We start from the raw sequence: 23,762 nt of genomic DNA, 5'->3' as shown, positions 1-23,762 counted from the left end.
CGTGGCACGGGCAGCGGAAGGGGCTTCCCACACTCTATCGCGTTCAACCATGCAGAATTGCCCCCTCCGCTTCTCTCGCGGAGGGGGCAATACGGGTCACGCGGTGTGGTCAGCAGCCACCGGCGACGGCGGGGATGATCGAGACGCCCGCGCCGTCCGGGGTGGCGGTGTCGAGGCCCTGCTCGAAGCGGACGTCGTCGTCGTTCACGTACACGTTCACGAAGCGGCGCAGCTTGCCCTGGTCGTCCAGGACGCGGGCGGCGATGCCCGCGTGGTTCTTCTCCAGGTCGGCGATGACCTCGGCGAGGGTGGCGCCCTCGGCCGGGACCTCGGACTGGCCGCCGGTGTAGGTGCGCAGGATGGTGGGGATGCGGACGTTCACGCTCATGGTGCGGTACCTCTCGGGAAGCCTCGGGAAGGGTGCGTCGGGTGTCAGTGGGCCAGGCCCGCGGCGCGGAAGGCGTCCAGCGAGGGCTTGATGGTGGCCGTGGCCTGGGAGGTGTCGGCCACCGCGTCCAGGGTCTTCAGGCCGTCACCGGTGTTGAGGACCACCGTGGTCAGGGTCGGGTCGAGGAGCCCGGCCTCCACCAGCTTGCGGGTCACGCCGACGGTCACGCCGCCCGCCGTCTCGGCGAAGATGCCCTCGGTGCGGGCGAGCAGCTTGATGGCGTCGACGACCTGCTCGTCGTTCACGTCCTCCACCGCGCCGCCGGTGCGGCGGGCGATGTCCAGGACGTAGGGGCCGTCGGCCGGGTTGCCGATGGCGAGGGACTTGGCGATGGTGTTCGGCTTCTGCGGGCGCACCACGTCGTGCCCGGCCTTGAAGGCGGCGGACACCGGGGAGCAGCCCTCGGCCTGGGCGCCGAAGATCTTGTACGGCTTGTCCTCGACCAGGCCCAGCTTGATCAGCTCCTGGAGGCCCTTGTCGATCTTCGTGAGCTGGGAGCCGGAGGCGATCGGGATGACCAGCTGGTCGGGGATGACCCAGCCGAGCTGCTCGCAGATCTCGTACGCCAGGGTCTTGGAGCCCTCGCCGTAGTACGGCCGCAGGTTGACGTTCACGAAGCCCCAGCCCTCGCCCAGCGGGTCGCCGATGAGCTCCGAGCAGAAGCGGTTGACGTCGTCGTAGTTGCCCTCGATGCCGACGAGCTCGCCGCCGTACACCGCGGCCATGACGACCTTGCCCTGCTCCAGGTCGTGCGGGATGAACACGCAGGAGCGGAAGCCGGCCCGGGCGGCGGCGGCGCCGACGGCGCCGGCCAGGTTGCCGGTGGAGGAGCAGGACAGGGTGGTGAAGCCGAAGGCGCGGGCGGCCTCCAGGGCCTGCGCGACGACGCGGTCCTTGAAGGAGTGCGTCGGGTTGCCGGAGTCGTCCTTGACGAACAGCCTGCCCGGCTCGACGCCCAGCTCGCGGGCCAGGTTGTCGGCCTTGACCAGCTTGGTCCAGCCCGGGTTGAGGTTGGGCTTGTCGGCCACGTCGGAGGGGACGGGCAGCAGCGGCGCGTAGCGCCAGATGTTCTCGGGGCCGTCCTCGATGCGCTTGCGCAGTGCCTCGGGGCCCTCGGCGGGGAAGTCGTACGCCACCTCGAGGGGGCCGAAACACTCGGCGCAGGCGAAGATCGGTCCCAGCGGGAAGAGGGTGCCGCACTCGCGGCAGGAGAGCCCGGAGGCCGGTCCGAGGTCGACGGTGGCAGCGGCGCTGGCGGCGGGTGCGACGGTCTGTACAGCCATGATGGCGAGGCCCTTTCTCCTCATCTTCCTCATGGCGCACTTCGCCATGAGACGGATTTGGCACCTTCCCTAGCCGGGAGCCTCGCGGATGAGAACGAGACCGGCTGGAGGGTTGCCGGGGCTTCAACGGGCCGTTTCCCTCTGCCCCTCTGGATGAGCGGTATGCGGTTGTGTGTGCGGTTGTGAGTGGCGGACCGACCCCCGACATGCGACGGACATCCGCGTTGTTCAAGACTGTAACCGAAGGCCCGGACGGTTGAGATAGTCGTCCGAACCGCGAGATGGATCACACGCACCGATTTCAGACACCGGGGAGTAGTAGACCGTGCTCGAAGATGTGGAGCGCTGGCTGAAGGCCCGCTCCTGGTCAGCCGCCGACCGCACGCTCGGCCAGGTGCTGGCCGCCAAGCGCGGGACGACGGTGAGCGTCGTCCTCCCGGCGCTGAACGAGGAGGCGACCGTCGGGGACATCGTGACGGTGATCCGCCGCGAGCTGATGTCGCCCGCGGTCCCGCTGGTGGACGAGCTGGTGGTGATCGACTCGGGCTCCACCGACCGCACGGCCGAGGTGGCCGCGGCGGCCGGGGCCCGGGTGGTGGCGCGGGACGCGATCCTGCCCCGGATACCCGCGGTGCCGGGCAAGGGGGAGGTCCTGTGGCGGTCACTGATGGTGACCGGCGGGGACGTCGTCTGCTTCGTGGACGCGGACCTCAAGGAGTTCTCCGCGGACTTCGTCTCGGGGATCGTCGGCCCGCTGCTGACCGATCCCGACGTGGACTTCGTCAAGGCGATGTACGACCGCCCCTTCGGCGACACCCCTGGTCAGGGCGGCCGGGTGACCGAACTGGTGGCGCGCCCGCTGCTCAACCTGCACTGGCCGATGCTGGCCGGGTTCGTCCAGCCGCTGGGCGGCGAGTACGCGGCCCGGCGCTCGCTGCTCGAACGGCTGCCCTTCCCGGTCGGTTACGGAGTGGAGCTGGGCCTGCTGGTCGACGCGCTGCACACGGTGGGCCTGGACGCGCTGGCGCAGGTGGACGTCGGGGTGCGCAGGCACCGCCACCAGGACGGGCAGGCGCTGGGCCGGATGGCGGCGGCGATCTACCGCACGGCGCAGCTGCGGCTCTCGCGCGGACACCTGGTGCGCCCGGTGCTCACCCAGTTCGAGCGCGGCGAGGACGGCTTCGAGCCGCGGACGTACCCGGTGGACACCGAGGAGCGCCCGCCGATGGCGGAGATCGCGGAGTACGCGCGACGCCGGGTGGCGTAGTCGCGTGGTCCCGCCGGGAGCGCGGGAGCGGGGCGGGGCCGGACGGGGCGGCAAGGGTGGCCGGTGCCCGCCTCCCGGCGCAACCTCGGACGGCCCCCTCGCGTGGCGCGCGGGGTCGGCCGGGCGTACTGCCTAGATTTCCGTTTTATGTGGTTCAGACATGGAATGCGCTTCCTGCTTGGCGCGGCGACCGCCGCGACGGCGCTGGTGGCCACGGCGGCACCCGCGTCCTCCGTCGTCGTCGAGCCCTTCGCCAAGCGGTACGACGCCGCGGTCTACGGGGACTTCATCACCCTGGGCAACACAGTGCTCCAGTGCCCCGACACCCCCGCCGACGTCGCCGCCCGCTGCGAGGCCGCCCAGACCGGCACCAGCAGCGAGAACAACAACCAGTTCGCCATGCGGTACACCGACACCGCGGGCCTGGCCTCCCCGGTGCTCGACTCCAGCACCGCCACGATCACCGTGCCGCCGGGCGCCAGGGTCGCGTACGCCCGGCTGTTCTGGGGCGGCAACGACGGCACGTACAAGCTCGGCAACAACCAGGTCCAGTTCTGCGACACCGCCGGCCGGGCCACCTCGCCCGCCGGCGACCCGCTGACCTCGCGGCCGGTGCTGAAGGTCGGCCCGCGCCCCGAGGCCCCGGTCACCGTGGCCGACGCGGTGCGCACCCCGGCGGCCGTGGGCGGCCCGCACTACTACACCGCCGAGGCCGACGTGACCGCCGCCTTCGCCGGGGTCGCCACCGGCAGCCCGGTCCCGGTCGCCGTCGGCAACGTCTGGGCCCCCACCGGCAACGGCTGCGTCGGCGGCTGGTCGCTGACCGTGGTGTGGAAGTACGACGCCCCCAACGCCCAGTACGCGCCCGACCGCCACCACGTGTACGTCTACGGCGGGCACGTGGTGCAGCAGTCCAAGGACCCCGACACCACCATCACCGTGGACGGGTTCTACCGCTCCGGCTCCAAGGACCTGCGCGCCAGCGTCACCGCCTACGAGGGCGACGCCAACGTCACCGGCGACCAGTTCCTGGTCAACGCCCGGCGGATGACCGACCCGGAGAGCGGCGGCGGGGCCAACAACTTCTTCAACAGCCACGCCGAGGGCTGCACGGACCCCTGCGACGCCAACAACTTCTCCATCGACGCCAAGACCTTCGAGGTCCCCGGCGACACCATCCCCGAGGGCGCCGACTCCGCGGACCTGACCTTCCGCACCCGCGGCGACACCTACGTGCCGCAGGCCCTGGCCTTCTCGGTGCCGGTGCCCGACCTGGAGATCAAGAAGACGGCGTCCCCGACCCGGGTGAAGCCGGGCGACAAGCTCACGTACACGATCACCGCGAAGAACATCTCCTCGCTCGACTACCCGGGCGCCCGGCTGAGCGACGACCTGAGCGACCTGCTCGACGACGCGGTGTACGACGGCGACGCCAGGGCCACCCTCGGCACGGTCCGCTACGCCGCGCCGAAGCTCTCCTGGACCGGCACCGTGCCCACCGGCAGGACCGCGACGATCACCTACTCGGTGACCGTCAACGACCCGGTCAGCGGCGACGGCAAGCTGACCAACGACGTGGTCGCCGACACCCCGCGGACCAACTGCGAGGACGGCGCCACCGACCCGGCCTGCTCCCCGGTGTTCCCGCCGGTCCAGACCCCGCCGTCCCCCAAGCCTTCTCCGTCCCCCAAGCCCTCGCACAGCGACGGGCCCTCCCCGCGCCCGTCCCGCACCGACCAGGGCCGCCCCACCCCGCCGCAGGACGCCGCGGGCGGCACCGACGGCGGCCAGATGGCCGAGACCGGCGCGGGCGGCGAGCAGCTGTGGCTGCTCGGCGGCCTGGGCATCGCGCTGGCCGGGGTCGGCGCGGTGGCGGTCGCCGCGACCCGGGGGCGCCGCGGCCACCACTGACCGGCCGCCCCCGAGCCTCACCCGAGCCACTCCTGACCGGAAACGGCGCTCCCCACGGCCGGGCCCCGCACCGCGGGGCCCGGCCGCACGTTTGAGCGTTTGTGCGACGGGCTAGGTTCGTCCCCATGGCTTCCGCACAGGTTCTGGTGGCGTCCAACCGCGGTCCCGTGTCGTACGCGCGCGGCGCCGACGGCACCCTCGAAGCACGGCGCGGCGGGGGCGGCCTCGTCTCCGGCCTCTCCGCGATCGGCCCGGACACCGACTCGCTCTGGGTGTGCTCCGCGCTCGGCGACGGCGACCGCGAGGCGGTGCGGCGCGCGGGCGGCGGCGACCTGCCGGACGCGGACACCGGCGGCCGCCGGGTGCGGATGCTCGACATCGACCCGGACGTCCACTCCGACGCGTACAACGGCATCGCGAACTCGGTGCTGTGGTTCGTCCACCACCTGCTGTACCAGACCCCGCTGGAGCCCGTCTTCGACGCGGAGTTCCGCCGCCAGTGGGCGGCGTACGAGACCTACAACCGGCTCTTCGCCCGGGCCCTGGCCGACCAGGCGGGCCCCGGCGCGGCCGTCCTGGTCCAGGACTACCACCTGGCCCTGGTCCCCGGGATGCTCCGCGAGCTCCGCCCCGACCTGCGCATCGGCCACTTCTCGCACACCCCGTGGGCGCCGGTGGACTACTTCCGGATGCTGCCCGACGACATCGCCGAGCAGCTCCTGCGCGGCATGCTCGGCGCGGACCGGCTCGGCTTCCTGACCCGGCGCTGGGCGGACGCCTTCGCCGCCTGCTGCGAGGCCGTCGTCGGCGGCACCGGGGACACCGAGCTGGGCGTGCACGGCCTGGGCGCGGACGCCGACTTCCTGCGCGAGCGCTCCCGCCGCCCGGACGTGGCCGAGCGGATGGCGGCACTGCGCGAGCAGATCGGCCCCGGCCGCCGCACGGTCGTCCGGGTGGACCGCACCGAGCTGTCCAAGAACATCGTGCGCGGCCTGCACGCCTACCGGGCCCTGCTGGACGAGCACCCCGAGTGGCGCGAGCGCGTCGTCCACCTGGCCTTCGCCTACCCCTCGCGCCAGGACCTCGCGGTCTACCGCGCCTACACCGAGGAGGTCTCCCGCCTCGCGGCGGAGATCAACGAGGCGTACGGGACGCCCGGCTGGACCCCGGTCGTGCTGCACGTCGAGGACGACTTCGCCCGCTCCCTGGCCGCGTACCGGATCGCCGACGTGGCGCTGGTCAACCCGGTGCGCGACGGGATGAACCTGGTGGCCAAGGAGGTCCCGGTGGTCTCCGACCACGGCTGCGTCCTGGTGCTGTCCCGGGAGGCGGGGGCGTACGCGGAGCTGGGCGCGGACGCCCTGGTGGTCAACCCGTACGACGTGACGGGCACCGCGCGCGCCCTGCACGAGGCCCTGACCATGCCCGACGACGAGCGCGCCGAGCGCACCCGGCGGCTGTCCTCGGCGGCGACGGCGCTGCCCCCGGAGAAGTGGTTCCTGGACCAGCTGCACGCCCTGGACTAGGACCTGCCTCCCCCGCCCGGCCCGTCCGGGCGGGTCAGCCTGGCCGTCCGGGCGGGTCAGGGCCAGGGTCAGGGTCAGGCCAGCGCGGACCCGAGCGCGCCGAGCAGTCCCACCACGGCCGCCGGTCCGGGCACCCGCAGGTCGGCGCGCTCGGCCAGTTCGGGCACCTCGCCGGAGCCGCTGCACACCAGCACCCCGGCCACCCCGTCCGAGCGCAGCTTCTCCACCGCGCCGAACGCCGGCAGGTCGCCCAGGTCGTCCCCGGCGTACAGGACGGACTCGGCGCCCACCTCCCGCACGTACTCCGCGAGGGCCACGCCCTTGTCCATGCCGGGCGGCCGCAGTTCGAGCACCATCCGGCCCGGCTCCAGGACCAGGCCGTGGCGCGCGGCCAGCTCGCCCAGCGGGCCGCGCAGGGCCTCGAAGGCGCCCTGCGGGTCCTCGGCGCGCCGGGTGTGCACCGCCACCGCGCGCCCCTTCTCCTCGATCCAGGTCCCGCGCCAGGCCCCGAACCGGTCCAGGAAGCCCGGCAGTTCGGCCCGCACCGACGCCACCCCGGGGTGCGCGGCGGCGGCCCGCACGGTGCCGGTGACGGCGTCCCAGCGCTCGGCGCCGTAGTGCCCGAGGACCACCAGGTGCTCCAGGCCCGGCACCCCGGCGAAGCCGCCGTAGCGCACGGCGACCCCGGCCGGCCGGCCGGTCACCACCGCGACGGAGGCGACCCGGGGCGCAAGCGCGGCGAGCGCGGCCACCGCCCCGGGGTGGGCCCGGGCCCGCTCGGGGTCGGGGACGATCTCGGCGAGGGTGCCGTCGAAGTCGAGCGCGACGACGGCCCGCTCGGGGTGGGCGAGCAGCGCGGCGAGGCCGTCGCGCCCGGCGGTGGTCAGGGGCTGCGGCAAGGGGTCCGCGGACTCCGGTGAACTGCCCATGCCCGTGACCCTATCGGCGCGCGCGGGGCACCACCATGGCGTCCCGGGGCGTGGACGCCCGCGCGCCCGCCCGTCAGCGGCGCCGGGCCCGGTCCTCGCGCACCCGGCGCAGCCGGTTGACGGTCACCGGGTCGTGGGCGAGCGCCCGCTCGTCGTCGAGCAGCGCGTTGAGCAGCTGGTAGTAGCGCACCGGCGACATCCCCAGCCGCTCGCGTATCGCGCGCTCCTTGGCCCCGGGGCCGGGCCAGGAGCGGCGCTCCACGGCGAGGACGGCGCGCTCGCGCTCGCCGAGCCCGGCGGCGGGACCGGGGCCGGGCCCGTCCGCCGGGCTCGCGCGGTCACTCGTACGGTCGCTCATGGGGGAAACATAGCGACCGGCACTGACAGCCGCCCCGCGGGAAGCCCCTCGGGGCGGCCGCCCGCCTAGGACCTGTCCGGTCGATCACGCCTGGGCCGCGGCGCCTGGCACGCACGCTCGCGGCGTTGTCGAGCGGTCAACAACGCTCCGCGTTGCCTCCCTCCTCCGCCTTGCGATCGCACGCACCAGCCACCGCTCACCAGGACCACAAGGCACCCGGCACCCCGTTTCGGCATGATCGACCGGACAGGTCCTACTCCTCGGCCTCGGCGTCCCGCGCCTTGCCGGCGATCTTCGCGAGGACCGCGGCGGGGTTGCCGCCGGGCTGGACGGCCTTGCCGATCTCCTGCTTCACGGTCTCGCTGACCTTGGCCCAGGAGACCTGGGAGAACGGGTAGAGCTCGGAGTTGGGCAGCGCGTCCAGGAACGGCTTGAGGTCGGCGTGCTGGGAGTCGGTGCGCAGCTCGTCGCTGCCGGTCACGGTGACCGGCAGGATGTCGTACTCGCGGGAGAAGGCCAGGACGTTGGCGTCGTTGTAGACGTAGTCCAGGAACTTGCCGGTCTCCTTGCGGTGGCCGTTCTGCTTGAACGCCATCATCCAGTCGGCGACGCCCATGGTGGCGCGGGCCTTGCCGCTGGTGCCGGGCAGCGGCACCATCCCGTAGTCGATCCCGGCCTTCGCGGCCTTCTGCATCAGCGTGGGGTGGCCGTTGAGCATGCCGACGTCGCCCTTGGTGAAGGCGTCGAAGGCCTGGGCGCGGTCGAGCTTGCCGGGGACCACCGGACCGGTCAGGCCCTTGCCGACGAGGTCGTCCCTGAGCCAGGTGAACGTCTTCACGTTCTGCGCGGAGTCGATGCGGTAGCTGGTGCGGTTCTCGTCCTGGTAGCCGCCGCCCCCGCTGAGCATCCACATCATGGTCTCGGCCTGGGACTCCTCGGTGCCCAGCGGCAGCGCGAAGGGGTACTTCACCCCGTCGGCCTTGAGCTTGGCGGCGGCCCTGCGCAGCTCGTCCCAGGTGGTGGGCGGCTCGGCGCCGGCGTCCTTGAAGAGCTTCTTGTTGTAGAAGAGCAGCCGGGTGCTGGCGCCGAAGGGCATGCCGTACTGGGTGCCGCGCACCGTTCCCGCGTCGCGCAGCTGGGTGAGGAAGTTGGACTGCACGGGGACGCTGAGCAGGCTGTCCGCGGAGTAGAGCCGGTCTTCCTTGGCGTAGTCGGCGTAGGCGCCGATCTGGGCCATGTCGGGCGCCTGGCCGTTCTTGACCATGGTGGCGACCTCGCGGTCGACGTCCTTCCAGGCGTACACCTTGACGTCGATCCTGATGCCGGGGTTCTTCTTCTCGTAGGCCCGGGCCAGGTCGTCCCAGTACTTCTGCGAGCCGTCCTCGGAGCCGTGGCCGTAGTCGGCGGCGACCAGCTTGAGCGTGACGTCGCCGGAGCCCCCGCCGGTTCCGCAGCCCGACAACGTTGCCGTCATACCGAGTGCGGCGACCGCCGCGGTGAGTACCGATATGTGCCGCTGCACAGCCCTGTCCACCTTCGAACCCGTACGGAATGAGCTGCGATCTTCCCCCATCCGCAGGGATGAGGTCTACACCATACGGGTATCGCTTCCGCAACGCCGCGCAAAGCCCCGGCCGCGACACGCCCGGGCGGGGCGTAATTTGTATGGGGGCGCAACAATCCACAGCAGTGGACTAGACCTTTCGCGGGTGAACACGCGACACTGTCCTCCGTGAGACACGTCATCGCCCTGGATGTGGGCGGCACCGGGATGAAGGCCGCCCTGGTCGGAGCGGACGGCACGCTGCTGCACGAGGCGCGCAGGGCCACCGGCAGGGAGCGCGGCGCCGACGCCGTCGTCGAGACCATCCTCGACTTCGCCGCCGAGCTGCGCGCCTACGGACAGGAGCGGTACGGCGAGGGCGCGGCGGCCGCCGGCGTCGCCGTCCCCGGCATCGTCGACGCCGAGCACGGCATCGCCGTCTACGCCGCCAACCTGGGCTGGCGCGACGTCCCGATGCGCGCCCTGCTCGGCGAGCGCCTGGGCGGCATCCCCGTCGCCCTGGGCCACGACGTGCGCACCGGCGGCCTCGCCGAGGGCCGCATCGGCGCCGGCAAGGGCGCCGACCGCTTCCTCTTCGTCCCGCTGGGCACCGGCATCGCCGGCGCCATCGGCATCGCGGGCGCCATCGAGGCCGGCGCCCACGGGTACGCGGGCGAGATCGGCCACATCGTGGTGCGCCCGGACGGGCCCGAGTGCGGCTGCGGCCAGCGCGGCTGCCTGGAGACCCTGGCCTCCGCCTCCGCCGTCACCCGCGCCTGGGCCGCCGCCAGCGGCGACGAGGACGCCGACGCCGCCGACTGCGCCAAGGCCGTCGAGTCCGGCGACCCCAGGGCCGTACGCGTCTGGCAGGACGCCGTCGACGCGCTCGCCGCCGGCCTGGTCACCGCCCTCACCCTGCTGGACCCCCGCACCCTGATCATCGGTGGCGGACTGGCCGAGGCCGGGGAAACCTTGTTCACACCCCTCCGGGCGGCCGTCGAGGAGCGCGTGACGTTCCAGAAGCTGCCCGCCGTCGTGCCGGCGGCCCTCGGGGACACCGCCGGCTGCCTGGGCGCGGGACTCCTCGCCTGGGACCTGCTCACCACCACCGACAACGCCCCCACCGACTCGGAGGTTTCCGCCTGATGGCCGATCGCAAGGTTCTCACCGGCGCCCGCGTGGTGCTGCCGACCGGCGTCGTGGACGGCGGCCGGGTGATCGTCGAGGACGGCCGCATCGCGGGCAGCGCCCCCGCCGACACCCCGGCCCTGGACCTCTCCGGGCACTGGGTCGTCCCCGGCTTCGTGGACATGCACAACCACGGCGGCGGCGGCGCCTCCTTCACCTCCGGCACCGCCGAGGACGTCCTCACCGGCGTCCACACCCACCGGCTGCACGGCACCACCACGGTCGTCGCCTCCTTCGTGACCGGCGAGATGGACTTCCTCGCCCAGCGCGCCGGGCTGCTCTCCGAGATCGCCGAGCAGGGCGACATCGCGGGCATCCACTTCGAGGGCCCGTTCATCTCCCCGTGCCGCAAGGGCGCCCACGACGAGACGCTGCTGCGCGACCCCGACCCGGCCGAGGTCCGCAAGCTGATCGACGCCGCGCGCGGCACCGCCAAGATGGTCACCCTCGCCACCGAGCTGCCCGGCGGCATCGACTCCGTGCGGCTGCTCGCCGAGCAGGGCGTCATCGCCGCGATCGGCCACACCGACGCCACGTACGAGCAGACCGTCGAGGCCATCGACGCGGGCGCCACCGTCGCCACCCACCTGTTCAACGCGATGCCCCCGCTCGGCCACCGCGCCCCCGGCCCGATCGCCGCCCTCCTGGAGGACGACCGGATCACCGTCGAGCTGATCAACGACGGCACCCACCTGCACCCCGCCGCCCTGGAGCTCGCCTTCCACCACAAGGGCTCCTCGCGCACCGCCTTCATCACCGACGCGATGGACGCGGCCGGCTTCGGCGACGGCTCCTACCAGCTCGGCCCGATGGCCGTCGAGGTCAAGGACGGCGTCGCCCGGCTGGTCGAGGGCGGCTCCATCGCCGGCTCCACCCTCACCCTGGACACCGCCTTCAAGCGCGCGGTCACCGTCGACCGGCTGCCCGTCGAGGCGGCCGTCGAGGCCATCTCCGCCAACCCGGCCAGGCTGCTCGGCGTGTACGACAAGGTCGGCTCGCTGGAGCCCGGCAAGGACGCCGACCTGGTCGTCCTGGACGCGGACTTCACGCTCAGGGGAGTCATGCGCAAGGGCGAATGGATCGTCGAGCCCGACCTGGGCTGAGCCGCGCCGCGCGGCCGTGACGGACGGCGGGCGGGCCCGGGGGTCTGGGCCAACCGCCGTCCGTTTGGCATGATCAGTGGCCGACAAGGCGACAGGCGGTGACAGGCCGGGAAAGCGCGGGGGTGCGTCAGGTGTTCCTCACGGTCACGCTCAACACCGCGCTCGACCTGACCTACCGGGTCCCCGCCCTCGTCCCGCACGCCTCGCACCGCGTCACCGAGGTGGCCGAGCGGCCCGGCGGCAAGGGCCTCAACGTCGCCCGCGTGCTCGCCGCCCTCGGCCACGAGAGCGTGGTCACCGGGTTCGCCGGCGGCCCGACCGGTGAGGTCCTGCGGTCGCTGCTCGCCCCGCTCCCGGTGCGCGACGCGCTCGTGCCCACCGCGGGCGCCACCCGCCGCACCCTCGCGGTCGTCGACGCCACGACCGGCGACACCACCCAGCTCAACGAACCGGGCCCGGTGATCGGCCCGGCCGAGTGGACCGCCTTCACCGACCGCTACGCCGAGCTCCTGGGCTCCGCCGAGGCGGTCGCCCTGTGCGGCAGCCTGCCGCCCGGCGTCCACGTGGGCGCCTACGCCGACCTGGTGCGGCAGGCGCGCGCCGCGGGCGTACCGGTCCTCCTGGACACCAGCGGGGAGCCGCTGCGCCGGGGCATAGCGGCCCGCCCCGACCTGGTGAAGCCGAACACCGACGAACTGGCCCGGCTGACCGGCTCCCGCGAGCCGCTGCGCGCGGCCCGGGACGCCCGGCGGCGCGGCGCCCGCACCGTGGTCGCCTCACTGGGCCCGGACGGCATGCTGGCGGCCACCCCCGACGGGGTGTGGCGGGCGACCCCACCCTCGGGGCTGCGGGGCAACCCGACGGGCGCGGGCGACTCCGCGGTGGCGGCCCTGCTGTCCGGCGCGCACCTGGACTGGCCGGCGCGGCTGGCCCGGGCGGTGGCGCTGTCGGCGGCGACCGTACTGGCCCCGGCGGCGGGCGAGTTCGACGCGGCGGCCTACGAGGACATCCTCGGGCAGGTCACCGTCGAGGAGCACGCGAGCGCCGCGTAGGGGCGTGCCGGGCAGGTACTAGTTGCGGACGTGGCCCTGCTTGAGGAAGACCTGGTCGAGGTAGGCGTCGCACTGGTCGCCCTGCTCGCAGGAGATCTTCAGGTCGTTCTTGCCCTTCTTGAGGTCCAGGAAGGAGAACGTGCGGGTCCAGCCCTTCTCCCAGTCCCCCTCCTTCGCCCGGGCGAAGTTGGACATGTTTATGGTCCGCGGCTTCTGGTCGTTGATCGTCAGCGAGGTCTTGGCGTCCTTGCCGGGCACGCCGTACGTGATGAAGATCGTGTACGGGCCGTCCTCGGGCACGTCCACCGACCAGCTGGCCGAGCCGCCGACCCCGTTGAACGCCACGTAGGCACCGTCCGCGCCCTTGGCGCCCTTGATGTCCTTGGCGAGCGCCGCGGGCGGGCCGAGGCGCAGCGTGGCCGCGTCCTGCCGGGGCAGCTCCACCGGCTTGTCCCCGGAGTCGTCCGAGGCCTCGGGGCTCGGCGACTGCTCCTGGGACTGGCTCGGGGTGACGCCGCCGCCGGCCGCGTCGTCGTTCTTGTCGTTGCCGTTGGTGAGCACCGCGACGGTGATGCCGGCCACCACGACCAGGACGACCGCGATCGCGCCGATCAGCAGGCCCCGGGTGTTGGGGCCGCCGCGCTGCGAGGGCTCCTGCACGGGCACCGGGCGGGTGACGGAGCCGCCGGGGTAGGTCTCGGGCGCGGCGTACTGCGGGCTGGGCTGGTTGTACTGGCCCTGGTGCGGGACCTGCTGCCCGTACGGCGGCTGGCCGTACTGCTGCTGCCCGTACTGGCGCTCGCCCACCGTGCGGACCTGGTTGTAGGAGGTGCGGGGCACCCCGGGCTGGCTCTGGCCCATGGGACCGGGGTAGCCGTAGCCGCCCTGGCGCGGCGGACGTGCGCCCGACGCCTGGCCGTCCTCGTAGAGGTAGCCGAACGGGTCGTCGTCCTCGGGCGTGCTCGCGCCGTTGTCACCGGCAGCCATCCCTGGTCACTCCTCGCCTTGCTCGCCAGCCGTCATCGACCGGCCACCCTACCCCGTACGGGTCACCCGGCCCGCCGGTGCACCTTGGCCCGGGACCGCTTCTCCACGTACATCCGCTGGTCAGCGGAGGACAGCACCTCCTCGACGGACATCCCGCACTCCGCCCAGCCGATGCCGAAGCTGGCGCCCACCCGGACCGCGCGGCCGTCCACCCGGATGGGCGGGATGATCGCGTTGCGCAGCCGGACCGCGAGGTCCGCGGCGTCGGCCGCGCCGAGCCCGTCGGCGAGCACCACGAACTCGTCGCCGCCGAGCCGGGCCACCGTGTCCCCGTCGCGCACCCCGGTGGTGAGCCGGCGCGCGACCTCGATCAGCACCTCGTCACCCGTGTGGTGGCCGAACCGGTCGTTGATCGACTTGAAGCCGTCCAGGTCGCAGAAGAGCACCGCGAGGCCCTTGGTGCCGTCGTCCGCGGCGCCGTCCGGCGCGACCGTGTGCACGTGGTGGTCGAAGGGGCCGCCGCCCGCGGCGTCGAAGTCGAAGCCGTCGGCGCGGAAGCCGTGCTCCGGCTCCTGGCCGTACTCCCCCGCCCCGTACCCGCCCGCCGGGCCGCGCACCGCGTGCGGGCGCTCGCAGAGCCGGGAGCTGAGCCGGGCGCGCAGCTCGGCGCTGTTGGGCAGGCCGGTGAGCGCGTCGTGCGAGGCGCGGTGGGCCAGCTGCAGCTCGTGCCGCTTGCGGTCCTCTATGTCCTCGACGTGGGTGAGCAGGAAGCGGGGCCCGTCGGCGGTGTCGGCGACCACGGAGTTGCGCAGGTTGACCCAGACGTACGAACCGTCCCTGCGGCCGAGCCGCAGCTCGGCCCGCCCGCCCTCGGCGGAGGTGCGCAGCAGGGTGCCGATGTCCTCGGGGTGCACCAGGTCGGCGAAGGAGTAGCGGCGCATCACGGAGGCGGGGCGCCCGAGCAGCCGGCAGAGCGCGTCGTTGGCCCGCAGCAGCCGCCCGTGCTGGTCGCCGCCCATCTCGGCGATGGCCATGCCGGAGGGCGCGTACTCGAAGGCCTGGCGGAAGGACTCCTCGCTGGCCCGCAGCGCCTGCTGCTCGCGCTCCAGGCGGACCAGGGCGCGCTGCATGTTGGCGCGCAGCCGGGCGTTGCTGATGGCGATGGCCGACTGCGACGCGTACATCTGCAGGGCCTCCTGGCCCCAGGGGCCGGGGTGGCGGCCGTTGCGCGGGCGGTCGACGGATATCACGCCCAGCAGCTCGCGGCCGCTCCCGGAGCCGTACATGGGCGCGTAGAGCCGGTCCTGGGGGTGCCACTCGTCCTCGAAGCGCGGCTCGGGGCCCTCGGTGTACCACTGGGGCACGTCGTCCTCGATGAGCACCCAGCCCTCGGTGTGCGGTATGAACCGCAGGTCGCCCCAGGCCTCGCCCATGCCCAGGCGGCGCTCCCAGGAGGCGCGGGAGCCGACCCGGCCGGTGATCAGGGCTTCCGCGGCGGGGCTTCCGGCGAAGGCGGCGACGACCAGGTCACCGTCGGGGCGCACCAGGTTGACGCAGGCCAGCTCGTAGCCGAGCCCCGCGACGATGCCGTCGGCGACGGTCTGCAGCGTGTCGGCAAGGCTGCGGGCGGTGTTGAGGTCCGCGACGACCTTGTGCAGCTGCCGCAGGGTCGCAAGACGGACGTACGGCTCCGACTCGGTCTCCATTGCTCGCTCTCCCCGAGACCTCGACAGCAACTCCAGGATTCTCATCGGCTCTCTTGATGCACTGTCCCCGCCACTGAATCACAGTGAGCTGTTCGGCCGGTACACAGGGTCAACAATTCCCGGCCTCTGTGACTCAAGTCACATGAGATGACCATGGGAGGAACGCGTCCTCGCGGGAATGCTCCAGGACTGGTCCCGCCCCGGTTCCCGGCTTCGCGGGCCGCGGATCCCACCGCCTCCCGGGGCCCGGGTCCTAGGACCCGCCTGGTCCCGGGGGCCGATGCGGACGGGAACGGGCCGGGGCTAGCGTGCCGTACGTGTCCAAGACCACCCGCACCGTTCCGGCCCCCTCCGTCCCGGCCCCCCGCCCCGGGCTCGCGCATGCTGAAGGGGTGAGCAACGACGAGTTCCGCGCCGCCCTGGCCCGGCTGGCCGCCGGAGTGGTCCTGGTGACCGCGCACGACCCGGACGAGGGGCCGCGCGGCGAGGACGTCGGCATGACCGCCACCGCCTTCGTCTCGGTGTCCCTGGACCCGCCGCTGGTGATGGTCAGCCTGCGCGAGGGCTCCCGGATGGACGACCTGCTCGCCGAACAGCCGCTGTGGGGCGTCTCGCTGCTCGCCGAGGACCAGCGCACGATCGCCGGGCGGTTCGCCATGAAGGGCCGCATCAGCGACCGGCTGCTGTTCGCCGACACCGCGTTCACGCGCGGCGCGGTGAGCGGGGCGCCACTGATGGGCGGCGCGCTGGCCACCCTGGAGTGCCGCACGGAGCAGCGGGTGGCGGCCGGCGACCACACGCTGGTGATCGGCCGGGTCCTGACGGTGGACGCGCCCACGGGCGAGGGGGACCCGCTGCTGTACTTCAAGGGCAGGTACGGGCGGCTGGGCTGAGCGGCCCCGCGACTGCCCGGGTCTCCGGGCGACCCGGGAGCAAAAGAGGGTGACGCGGGCGCCGGGCCCGGGGACCATGGGTGACATGTCCGGTCCCCATGTCATCCGAGGCTCCGTCCTCCTGCCCGAGGCCGAGCTCCAGTGGCGCTTCTCGCGCTCGTCGGGGCCCGGCGGGCAGCACGTGAACACCAGCGACTCCCAGGTGGAGCTGCGCTTCGACCTCGCGCGCACGGAGGCGCTGCCACCGGTCTGGAAGGCCCGCGCCCTGGAGCGCCTGGCGTCCAGGCTGGTCGGCGGCGTGATCACCGTACGCGCGTCGGAGCACCGCTCCCAGTGGCGCAACCGCGAGACGGCGGCGGTGCGCCTGGCGTCGCTGCTGGCCGAGGCGACGGCGCCGCCGCCCAAGCCCCGCCGCGCGACCCGCATCCCGCGCGGGATCAACGAGCGGCGGCTGCGGGAGAAGAAGGCCCGCTCCGACACCAAGCGCGGGCGCTCGGGGCGCGACTGGGGGTAGGGCGCGGCGCGGAAGTCCCGCCGCCCCGCCCCGCTTTCCCGGCTCTTTCCCTTCCCTTTGCCTCCCCTGGAACCGGCACGACCCACTCCGCGTTATGACGGATGACGACGGATGACGACTCCGTCGACAACCGATGAAGGGGACATCCCATGGCTGTAAGCCTGTCCAAGGGCGGCAACGTCTCGCTGACCAAGGAGGCGCCGGGCCTCACCGCCGTCACGGTCGGCCTCGGCTGGGACGTCCGCACCACCACGGGCACCGACTTCGACCTGGACGCCTCCGCCATCGGCGTGGACGCGGCCGGCAAGGTCGCCTCCGACCAGCACTTCGTCTTCTTCAACAACAAGGCCACGCCGGACCAGACCATCGTGCACACCGGCGACAACCGCACCGGTGACGGCGCGGGCGACGACGAGCAGATCAACGTGAACCTCGCGGGCCTCCCGGCCGACGTCGACAAGATCGTCTTCCCGGTCTCCATCTACGACGCGGTCAACCGCTCGCAGAACTTCGGCCAGGTGCGCAACGCGTACATCCGCATCGTCAACCAGGCCGGCGGCGCCGAGATCGCCCGCTACGACCTGAGCGAGGACGCCGCCACCGAGACCGCCATGGTCTTCGGCGAGCTGTACCGCAACGGCGCGGAGTGGAAGTTCCGCGCGGTCGGCCAGGGCTACGCCTCCGGCCTCGAGGGCATCGCCCGCGACTTCGGCGTCAACATCTGACCCGACCGGTCCCGGCCGGGGCCCCGCCCGACTCCCAGGAGCCGGGCGGGGCCCCCGCGCTTTTCACGGCCCCGCACCCGGGCGCACCCGGCCCCCGCCGCGCCTACCGTGGCCGCATGATCGTCGAACCCCTCGTCGTGCCCGCCGGCGGTGACATCCCCGCCCCCGTACTGACCGAGCTCACCGGCCTGTACGCGTCCAACCACGCCTTCCACGCCCTCAGCGGGGACTTCCCCGACCCGGACAACGTCCGCCCCGAGCAGGTGGCCGCCGCGCTCGCCGACGACCTGGCGCACCCCGGCGCCGAGGTGCTCCTGGCCCGCTCGCGGGGCCGTCTGGTCGCGGTCGCCGTCACCCTGGCCCACCACCCGGACCCGGCCGACCCCGACCCCTGGCTCGGGCTGCTCCTGGTGGACGCGCGCCTGCACGGCCAGGGCCACGGGCGCCGCCTGGCCCGGTACGTGGAGGAGGGCTTCCTGGCCGCCGGGCGCGCCGCGCTGCGGCTGGCCGTCCTGGAGGACAACGCGCCGGGCCTCGCCTTCTGGGGCGCCCTGGGCTACCGGGAGACCGGCCGCCGCCCGGACCTCCAGCGGGGCCGCCCCTGCGTGGTGATGCGCAAGCCGCTGCGGCCGGAGGCGTGAGGGGGACCCGGGCTGCGGGCTCAGGCGTCCGGGCTCTTGGGACGGCCCTCGCCGTACAGCCAGACGTCCCAGACCTCCGACAGGTCCTCGTCCGCGGTCTCCTCCACGTACGCGGTGAAGTCCGCGGTGGAGGCGTTGCCGTGCCGGAAGGCCGCGGGCCAGCCCTTGAGGACCTCGAAGAACACGTCGTCCCCGACGGCCTCCCTGACCTTGTGCAGGACCATCGCCCCGCGCCCGTACACCGGCGGCTCCGAGACGTCCGCCGCCGTCGGCGGCTTCGCCGGGGAGAACGCCCAGTTCGCGTCGGAGTCGTACTCCTCCTGGAAGGCGTCCTCGACCGGCACGTCGTCGAAGTCCTCGTCGTACATCCACTCGGCGTACGTCGCGAAGGACTCGTTCAGCCACATGTCCCGCCAGTCGCGGGGCGAGACGGAGTTCCCGAACCACTGGTGCGCGATCTCGTGCACCAGCGTCAGCTCGTCGAAGGCGCCCACCGGGAAGACCGGCTTGGTCTGCGTCTCCAGGGCGTACTCCAGGACCTCCCCCGGCTCGACGACCGCGCCCGCGCCGGAGAAGGGGTAGGGGCCGAAGTTCTCCACGGCCCAGTCGACAACCCCGGGCAGGTCGGCCCGTACGGACTCGACGTCGGCGTCCTTCGCCACGGCCGGGTCCACGGCCGTGTAGTACGGCACCCCGCCGGGCGAGCGGCCGGTGCGCACGTCGTACTTCCCGATCGCCATCAGCGCCAGGTAGCTCGCCATCGGCTCGGGGCTGTGCCAGGAGAAGGTGGTGCGCCCGGCGCGCGTCGTGGTGCTCTTCAGGGTCCCGTTGGAGACGGCCGTCAGGCCCTCGGGGACGGTGACCTCGACGTCGTACGCCGCCTTGTCCGACGGGTGGTGGTTGCCGGGGAACCAGGCCGCCGACCCCGTCGGCTCGCCCACCCCCAGCGCCCCGTCCGGGGTCGGCAGCCAGCCCTCGTGGGAGCCGTCCGCGTCGGTGATCCGCTCGGGGACGCCCGCGTAGTCGACGACGGCCCGGAAGGTGCTGCCGCTCTTCAGCTCGCCGCGCGGGCGCAGCGTCAGCTCCCGGCCCGAGCGCCGCACGGTCGCCCGCTCGCCGTCCACGGTGGCCCCGCGCACGCTCATCCCGGCGAGGTCCAGGTTGAACGCGCTCAGGTCCTGGGTGGCCTCGGCGGTGATCTCGGCGCGGCCGGTGAGCCGGCGGGTGGCCGGGTCGTAGTCGAGGGTCAGGCCGTAGTGCCGGACGTCGTAGCCGCCGTTGCCGAGCCGGGGGAAGTACGGGTCGCGGGCCCCGGCCGCGCCGGGGGTGCCGTCGACGCCCGTGCAGCCGGCGGCCCCGGCGAGGAGGAGCGCGACGGCGGCGCGTACGTACGTGCGAAGGTCCGGGGCCACGTGCACGATCCTATGCACGGGCCACGGACCTCCGCTCACGCGTTCAGGTGCCGCGCCGGGGGCGTCAGCGGCCCAGGGACGCGACGCCCGCCTGGGCGAACTTCTCGTCGAGGTCGCCGGAGGGCGCGCCCGCGACACCGACGGCGGCGATCGGGGCGTTGTTCGCGGTCACCGGGGCGCCACCGGCGAGGAACAGGGTGTTCGGGATGTCCTTCAGGGTCGGCGCATTGGTCAGGCGCTTGGCCAGCTCCGAGGTCGGGGCGTTCCAGGACACGGCGGTGTACGCCTTGCGGACGGCCGACTCCGGGGACTGCGGGCCGGCACCGTCGCCGCGCAGGGTGACGATGGTGTTGCCGTTGCGGTCCACGACGGCGACGGAGACGCGCTGGTTCTCCTTCTTCGCGGCGTTCAGGGCGGCCTGCGCGGCCTTCGTCGCGGCCTCCACCGTCAGGTGGGTGGACGTCGTGGTGTTGCCCCGCGCGGCGGTGGCCGCGGCCGGCGCGGCCTCGGGGGCGGCGGCGTTGGCGGAGACGGCACCGAAGGTGCCGGCGGCCAGGGCGGCGGCGGTGGTGGCGCCGAGCAGGATCTTCTTGGTGCGGTTCATGCCGGGGCTCCTGAAGGAAGAGTGAGGAGTTCTGGGTGGCCCGGCGGGTTCGGGGGGATCCCGCCGGGCTCTGACATCCACTCTCGGGCCGGATCCGGGCCCGTACGGTCGGCCCAGCGGCTGCCCTCGGCGCGCGGTACGGACGACGCCCGGGTCAACCGATCGGCTGATGCCGCCGTGGTCCTCTCGGGTCACCATGGAGAAGAAGGACCAGGTCAGAAGCGAAGGTGAGGCGGAGAGGTGGGGCGAGGGTGAGGGACGAGCGACAGCACGAGCACGACCCGGACGCCCGCTGGCTGGCCCGGGTCATGCACGCGGTCTTCTACCTGCTGCTGGCCGCGTCGCTGACCCGCTACCTGCTGCGCCACCCCTGGGAGGGCCGCTCCCCCTGGATCCTGGTCCTGTGCGCGGTGCTGACCGTGCTGTACGCGGTCGGTGCGGTGTCCGGCCCCCGGGTCGCCCCGCGGCGGCTGGCCTGGCTGGGCGGGGTCGTCGTCGTCTGGATGGTCCTGGTGATCCTGGCCCCCAGCTTCGCGTGGTGCGCGGTGCCGCTGTTCTACACCGGGCTGCGCACCCTGCCCGAGCGGGCGGCCATCCCCCTGGTGGCCCTGCTCACCGCCTTCGTCGTCGGCGCCCAGCTGCGCCTGTCCCACCGCGACTTCGACCCGGACCTGGTGGTCGGCCCGCCCGCGGTGGCGGCCATCGCCACCGCGGTCTTCGTACACGCCCAGCGCCTGGCCGCCCGCCAGCGCGCCCTGATCGACGACCTGATCCGCACCCGGCGCGAACTGGCCGCCACCGAGCGCCGCGAGGGCACCCTCGCCGAGCGCCAGCGGCTGTCCATGGAGATCCACGACACCCTGGCCCAGGGCCTGTCCAGCCAGCGGATGCTCCTCCAGGCCGCCGAGCGCACCTGGGACGGGGACCCGCCCGCGGCCCGCACCCACGTGCGCACCGCCGCCTCCATCGCCGAGCACAACCTCGCCGAGGCCCGCCGCTTCGTCCACGACCTGGCCCCCGCCGACCTCGCCGAGGGCGGCAGCCTGGAGGCCGCCCTGAGCCGCCTGGCCGCGCGCGAGTCGGCCGGCTTCCGGGCCGACGGCACCCCGCTGGCCCTCCCCGACCGCGTCCAGTCGGCCCTGGTCCGCATCGCGCAGGGCGCCCTGGCGAACGTACGGGAGCACGCGGGGGCGAGCACGGCCGCGCTGACCCTGTCGTACCTGGACGACCAGGTGCTCCTGGACGTGGCGGACGACGGCCGCGGCTTCACCCCGTCGGCGACGGCGCCCCCGGGCGCCCGGGGCCACGGCCTGCCCGCGATCGAGGCGCGGGTGCGCCAGCTGGGCGGCACCCTGACGATCGAGTCGGCCCCGGGCGAGGGCACGGTCCTCTCGGTCGCCATCCCCCTGACCACACCTCTCCGGGAGCACCGATGACGGTACGCATCCTCCTCTGCGACGACCACGTGGTGGTCCGCGCGGGCCTGCTGGCACTCCTGGGCAGCGAGGACGGCTTCGAGGTCGTCGGCGAGGCGGGCAGCGGCGAGGAGGCGGTCGCCATGGCGGCGAAGCTGGCGCCGGACGTGGTGCTGATGGACCTCCAGCTGGGCCCGGGCATGGACGGCGTGGAGGCCACCCGCACGATCGCCTCGCCGACCGTGCGCGTCCTGGTCCTCACCACGTACGACACGGACGCGGACATCACCCGCGCGATCGCGGCCGGGGCGACGGGCTACCTGCTGAAGGCGGAGCGCCCGGAGGAACTGTTCGCGGCGATCCGCGCGGCCTCGGAGGGCCGCACCGCCCTGTCGGCCCCGGTGGCGAGCCGGGTGATGGACCGGATGCGGGGCGCGGCGGGCCCGACCCTGACCGACCGCGAGTCGGAGATCCTGGCCCAGCTGGCACAGGGCCTGGGCAACCGGGAGATCGCGCGGGCGCTGTTCATCAGCGAGGCGACGGTGAAGACGCACCTGGGCCGCATCTACGCGAAGCTGGGCGTGGACACGAGGGCGGGGGCGGTCTCGGTGGCGAAGGAACAACGCCTGCTGCCATAGGGCGCGGGCGCCGGGGTCCTCCCCGGCTCTCCGGCCCGCGCGCCACGGGCCCCCCACCCATGACACCATCACTGACGTGCTCGACATCGGCTACAGCCTCTCCCGCCGCTTCCCCGACCCCCCGCAGACGGACTACCGCACCGCGGACGTCCACGCCCTGCGCCACGACCTGTTCTGCGGGGACGTGTACCTGGCCGACACCAAGGCGGACCGCGAGGTGTCCACGGCCTGGGGATGGGTGCCGGTGCTCGACTTCGCCTGGGCGCTGTGCGACATCGTGGAGCGCCTGGACGGCGACCCGCGCGGCAGCCGCGCCTCGCGGCCGCAGTACGCGGAGCTGGACTTCACGGAGTCCACGGACCGGATGCTCTTCGAGCGCCGCTTCGGCTGGGTGGACGTGGAGTCGGACTGGATGGCGTCCGACGAGCCCCCGCTGACCTTCTCCCACACCGAACTCCGCCGCGAGGCCCGCGACTTCCTGCACGACCTGCTGGCGGACCTGACGGACATGCACGAGCCCCTCGCGGACAACCCGGCGATCTGGGACCTCCAGGCGAGGTTCCCGAGGGTGTCGTAGGGGGTGCGCGGCCGGCGCTGGCAGGTCACCCCGGGCCATCGACAGAGCCCGGCCGTCGGTTGGGTCCCGGACAGGATCTCCGGGCCGCCCCCGGACAGACCGGGGATGCAACCATTCCCTACAGAGCTGGAACCCCCGGAAGCCAACCGCGCACCCCGCCCCCGACCCTAGACGCGCCCACTGACAACGGGGCCGTGGGCCTGGGCCACCCCGGCTTCACTGCGCGGGAAGCTGGTAGCTGAGGACGAAGGCGTCGGCGGCCATGAGGGTGTCGCAGACCTCCACGGCGCGCCCCTCGGTGTCGTACGCGGTCCGGACGAGATGGAACACGGGCACGCCGGAGGCGAGTTGAAGGGTCCGGGCTTCCCGCGGGGTGGGCATCCGGGACCGGATCTCCTCGTCGAAACGATCCAGACGGTGCCCGCTCTCCTCCAGCCGGGCGTAGATGCCGCCGGGCCCGGGGTTGGGCTCGGTGATCGCGGTCCCGCGCACGATGTCGAGGGGAAGGTAGGAGGCCGCGAACTCGACCGGCCGCCCGTCGACGAGATACCGCCGACGCCGGACGAGGACCTTGCGAGACGACCCGAGCCGGGCGGCGACGTCGGCGGAGGGCTTCTCCTCCCCGACCTCCAGACTGTCGACCTCGGAACGCACCCCGGCGGCTTCGGCCTCCACGGTGAAGGCGGACTTGCCCTGCTCGCGGTGGCGTCGGGCGAACCGGTCGGAGGCGAGACGCCGCAGCGGGGGCCGGAGCCGTACGAAGACGCCCTTGCCGTGCTCGGACACGACGAGCCCCTCGCCCTGCAGAACGGACAACGAGTTGCGCACGGTCATCCGGGAAACGCCGTAGTGCTCGACGAGCTCGCTCTCGGACGGCAACTTCTCGCCCTCGCCCAACCGTCCCTTGGCGATGGCTTCGCGCAGCTGGTCGGCGATCTGACGGAAGACGGCGCGATCGCTGGCGGGGTCGAGGGGACCGAGCAGACCAGAGGGAAGAGCCATGCCGTACTCCTTGGGGCTTGGTTGGGGCTCGGGAGCCGAG

Annotated in this window: 23 protein-coding genes and 1 riboswitch; of the genes, 13 read left to right on the top strand and 10 right to left on the bottom strand. The window is 73.5% G+C overall.

The features are described from left to right. Positions 1 to 109: 109 nt before the first annotated feature. Positions 110 to 388 (bottom strand): MoaD/ThiS family protein, encoded by a 279-nt coding sequence (locus ABT160_RS14835; protein ID WP_351647486.1) that lies wholly within the window; start codon positions 386 to 388, stop codon positions 110 to 112. A gap of 44 nt (positions 389 to 432) precedes the next feature. Beyond that, complete coding sequence (gene thrC, locus ABT160_RS14830; protein WP_351647586.1) at positions 433 to 1,755, bottom strand: threonine synthase; 1,323 nt, start codon at positions 1,753 to 1,755, stop codon at positions 433 to 435. Next, positions 1,749 to 1,891: riboswitch (SAM riboswitch) on the bottom strand. Its footprint overlaps the gene before it by 7 nt. A gap of 165 nt (positions 1,892 to 2,056) precedes the next feature. Here thrC and ABT160_RS14825 point away from each other — a divergent pair. The 3 genes from ABT160_RS14825 (at position 2,057) to ABT160_RS14815 (ending at position 6,435) form a co-directional block, all read left to right on the top strand. Then, positions 2,057 to 2,998, top strand: a complete 942-nt coding sequence (locus tag ABT160_RS14825; protein ID WP_351647484.1) for a glucosyl-3-phosphoglycerate synthase — start codon at positions 2,057 to 2,059, stop codon at positions 2,996 to 2,998. 165 nt (positions 2,999 to 3,163) lie between these two features. Next, on the top strand, positions 3,164 to 4,909 hold the full coding sequence (locus tag ABT160_RS14820) for a DUF7927 domain-containing protein (RefSeq protein WP_351647482.1): 1,746 nt from the start codon (positions 3,164 to 3,166) through the stop codon (positions 4,907 to 4,909). A 125-nt stretch (positions 4,910 to 5,034) separates the two neighbouring features. Beyond that, on the top strand, positions 5,035 to 6,435 hold the full coding sequence (locus tag ABT160_RS14815; RefSeq protein ID WP_351647480.1) for an alpha,alpha-trehalose-phosphate synthase (UDP-forming): 1,401 nt from the start codon (positions 5,035 to 5,037) through the stop codon (positions 6,433 to 6,435). Between the two features lie 74 nt (positions 6,436 to 6,509). Here ABT160_RS14815 and otsB read toward each other — a convergent pair whose 3' ends face one another. The 3 genes from otsB to ABT160_RS14800 all read right to left on the bottom strand — a co-directional run bounded on the left by otsB (position 6,510) and on the right by ABT160_RS14800 (position 9,256). Continuing rightward, on the bottom strand, positions 6,510 to 7,364 hold the full coding sequence (gene otsB / locus ABT160_RS14810; protein ID WP_351647478.1) for a trehalose-phosphatase: 855 nt from the start codon (positions 7,362 to 7,364) through the stop codon (positions 6,510 to 6,512). 73 nt (positions 7,365 to 7,437) lie between these two features. Continuing rightward, positions 7,438 to 7,722, bottom strand: a complete 285-nt coding sequence (locus ABT160_RS14805) for a DUF3263 domain-containing protein (RefSeq protein ID WP_351647477.1) — start codon at positions 7,720 to 7,722, stop codon at positions 7,438 to 7,440. A 253-nt stretch (positions 7,723 to 7,975) separates the two neighbouring features. After that, positions 7,976 to 9,256 carry an ABC transporter substrate-binding protein gene (locus ABT160_RS14800; protein WP_351647475.1) on the bottom strand — a complete coding sequence of 427 codons (1,281 nt, stop codon included), beginning with the start codon at positions 9,254 to 9,256 and terminating at the stop codon, positions 7,976 to 7,978. 198 nt (positions 9,257 to 9,454) lie between these two features. Here ABT160_RS14800 and ABT160_RS14795 point away from each other — a divergent pair, with 198 nt between their 5' ends. The 3 genes from ABT160_RS14795 (at position 9,455) to ABT160_RS14785 (ending at position 12,608) form a co-directional block, all read left to right on the top strand. Next, positions 9,455 to 10,411, top strand: coding sequence for an ROK family protein (locus ABT160_RS14795; protein WP_351647473.1), 957 nt, complete (start codon positions 9,455 to 9,457; stop codon positions 10,409 to 10,411). Next, a complete protein-coding gene (gene nagA / locus ABT160_RS14790; RefSeq protein ID WP_351647470.1) occupies positions 10,411 to 11,556 on the top strand; it encodes an N-acetylglucosamine-6-phosphate deacetylase in 1,146 nt (381 codons plus the stop codon). The genes ABT160_RS14795 and nagA overlap by 1 nt, the downstream gene beginning before the upstream one ends. A 131-nt stretch (positions 11,557 to 11,687) precedes the next feature. Then, a complete protein-coding gene (locus ABT160_RS14785) occupies positions 11,688 to 12,608 on the top strand; it encodes a 1-phosphofructokinase family hexose kinase (protein ID WP_351647469.1) in 921 nt (306 codons plus the stop codon). Positions 12,609 to 12,626: 18 nt separating this feature from the next. Here ABT160_RS14785 and ABT160_RS14780 read toward each other — a convergent pair whose 3' ends face one another. Continuing rightward, positions 12,627 to 13,595, bottom strand: a complete 969-nt coding sequence (locus ABT160_RS14780) for a carbohydrate-binding protein (RefSeq protein ID WP_351647467.1) — start codon at positions 13,593 to 13,595, stop codon at positions 12,627 to 12,629. 62 nt (positions 13,596 to 13,657) lie between these two features. Beyond that, complete coding sequence (gene cdgB / locus ABT160_RS14775; protein ID WP_351647465.1) at positions 13,658 to 15,301, bottom strand: diguanylate cyclase CdgB; 1,644 nt, start codon at positions 15,299 to 15,301, stop codon at positions 13,658 to 13,660. Positions 15,302 to 15,618: 317 nt separating this feature from the next. On the opposite strand from cdgB, the gene ABT160_RS14770 reads away from it, so the two are divergent. From ABT160_RS14770 to ABT160_RS14755, 4 genes are all read left to right on the top strand, one after another. Continuing rightward, positions 15,619 to 16,194 carry a flavin reductase family protein gene (locus ABT160_RS14770; protein WP_502984228.1) on the top strand — a complete coding sequence of 192 codons (576 nt, stop codon included), beginning with the start codon at positions 15,619 to 15,621 and terminating at the stop codon, positions 16,192 to 16,194. An 85-nt stretch (positions 16,195 to 16,279) separates the two neighbouring features. Continuing rightward, positions 16,280 to 16,708 (top strand): alternative ribosome rescue aminoacyl-tRNA hydrolase ArfB, encoded by a 429-nt coding sequence (arfB, locus tag ABT160_RS14765; RefSeq protein WP_351647462.1) that lies wholly within the window; start codon positions 16,280 to 16,282, stop codon positions 16,706 to 16,708. Between the two features lie 149 nt (positions 16,709 to 16,857). Continuing rightward, complete coding sequence (locus tag ABT160_RS14760) at positions 16,858 to 17,433, top strand: TerD family protein (RefSeq protein ID WP_351647460.1); 576 nt, start codon at positions 16,858 to 16,860, stop codon at positions 17,431 to 17,433. Between the two features lie 116 nt (positions 17,434 to 17,549). Next, positions 17,550 to 18,074 carry a GNAT family N-acetyltransferase gene (locus tag ABT160_RS14755; protein WP_351647458.1) on the top strand — a complete coding sequence of 175 codons (525 nt, stop codon included), beginning with the start codon at positions 17,550 to 17,552 and terminating at the stop codon, positions 18,072 to 18,074. A 20-nt stretch (positions 18,075 to 18,094) separates the two neighbouring features. Here ABT160_RS14755 and ABT160_RS14750 read toward each other — a convergent pair whose 3' ends face one another. Together ABT160_RS14750 and ABT160_RS14745 are read right to left on the bottom strand one after the other, a co-directional pair. Further along, a complete protein-coding gene (locus ABT160_RS14750) occupies positions 18,095 to 19,495 on the bottom strand; it encodes a M1 family metallopeptidase (protein WP_502984230.1) in 1,401 nt (466 codons plus the stop codon). A 55-nt stretch (positions 19,496 to 19,550) separates the two neighbouring features. Continuing rightward, on the bottom strand, positions 19,551 to 20,090 hold the full coding sequence (locus tag ABT160_RS14745) for a GlcG/HbpS family heme-binding protein (protein WP_351647454.1): 540 nt from the start codon (positions 20,088 to 20,090) through the stop codon (positions 19,551 to 19,553). A 308-nt stretch (positions 20,091 to 20,398) separates the two neighbouring features. Here ABT160_RS14745 and ABT160_RS14740 point away from each other — a divergent pair, with 308 nt between their 5' ends. From ABT160_RS14740 to ABT160_RS14730, 3 genes are all read left to right on the top strand, one after another. Beyond that, complete coding sequence (locus ABT160_RS14740; protein ID WP_351647584.1) at positions 20,399 to 21,526, top strand: sensor histidine kinase; 1,128 nt, start codon at positions 20,399 to 20,401, stop codon at positions 21,524 to 21,526. After that, positions 21,523 to 22,143: a response regulator gene (locus ABT160_RS14735; protein WP_351647453.1), complete on the top strand. Its 621-nt coding sequence runs from the start codon at positions 21,523 to 21,525 to the stop codon at positions 22,141 to 22,143. Before ABT160_RS14740 ends, ABT160_RS14735 begins: the two co-directional genes overlap by 4 nt. 76 nt (positions 22,144 to 22,219) lie before the next feature. Further along, positions 22,220 to 22,720, top strand: a complete 501-nt coding sequence (locus ABT160_RS14730) for a hypothetical protein (protein ID WP_351647451.1) — start codon at positions 22,220 to 22,222, stop codon at positions 22,718 to 22,720. Between the two features lie 216 nt (positions 22,721 to 22,936). Here the strand turns inward: ABT160_RS14730 and ABT160_RS14725 are convergent, their stop codons facing one another. Then, on the bottom strand, positions 22,937 to 23,722 hold the full coding sequence (locus ABT160_RS14725) for a GntR family transcriptional regulator (RefSeq protein ID WP_351647449.1): 786 nt from the start codon (positions 23,720 to 23,722) through the stop codon (positions 22,937 to 22,939). Positions 23,723 to 23,762 lie beyond the last annotated feature (40 nt).

Source organism: Streptomyces sp. NPDC001941 (assembly GCF_040296945.1).
Lineage (GTDB): Bacteria > Actinomycetota > Actinomycetes > Streptomycetales > Streptomycetaceae > Streptomyces.
The sequence above is the reverse complement of the archived record's forward strand: the minus strand, read 5'-3'. Positions and strand labels throughout refer to the sequence as shown.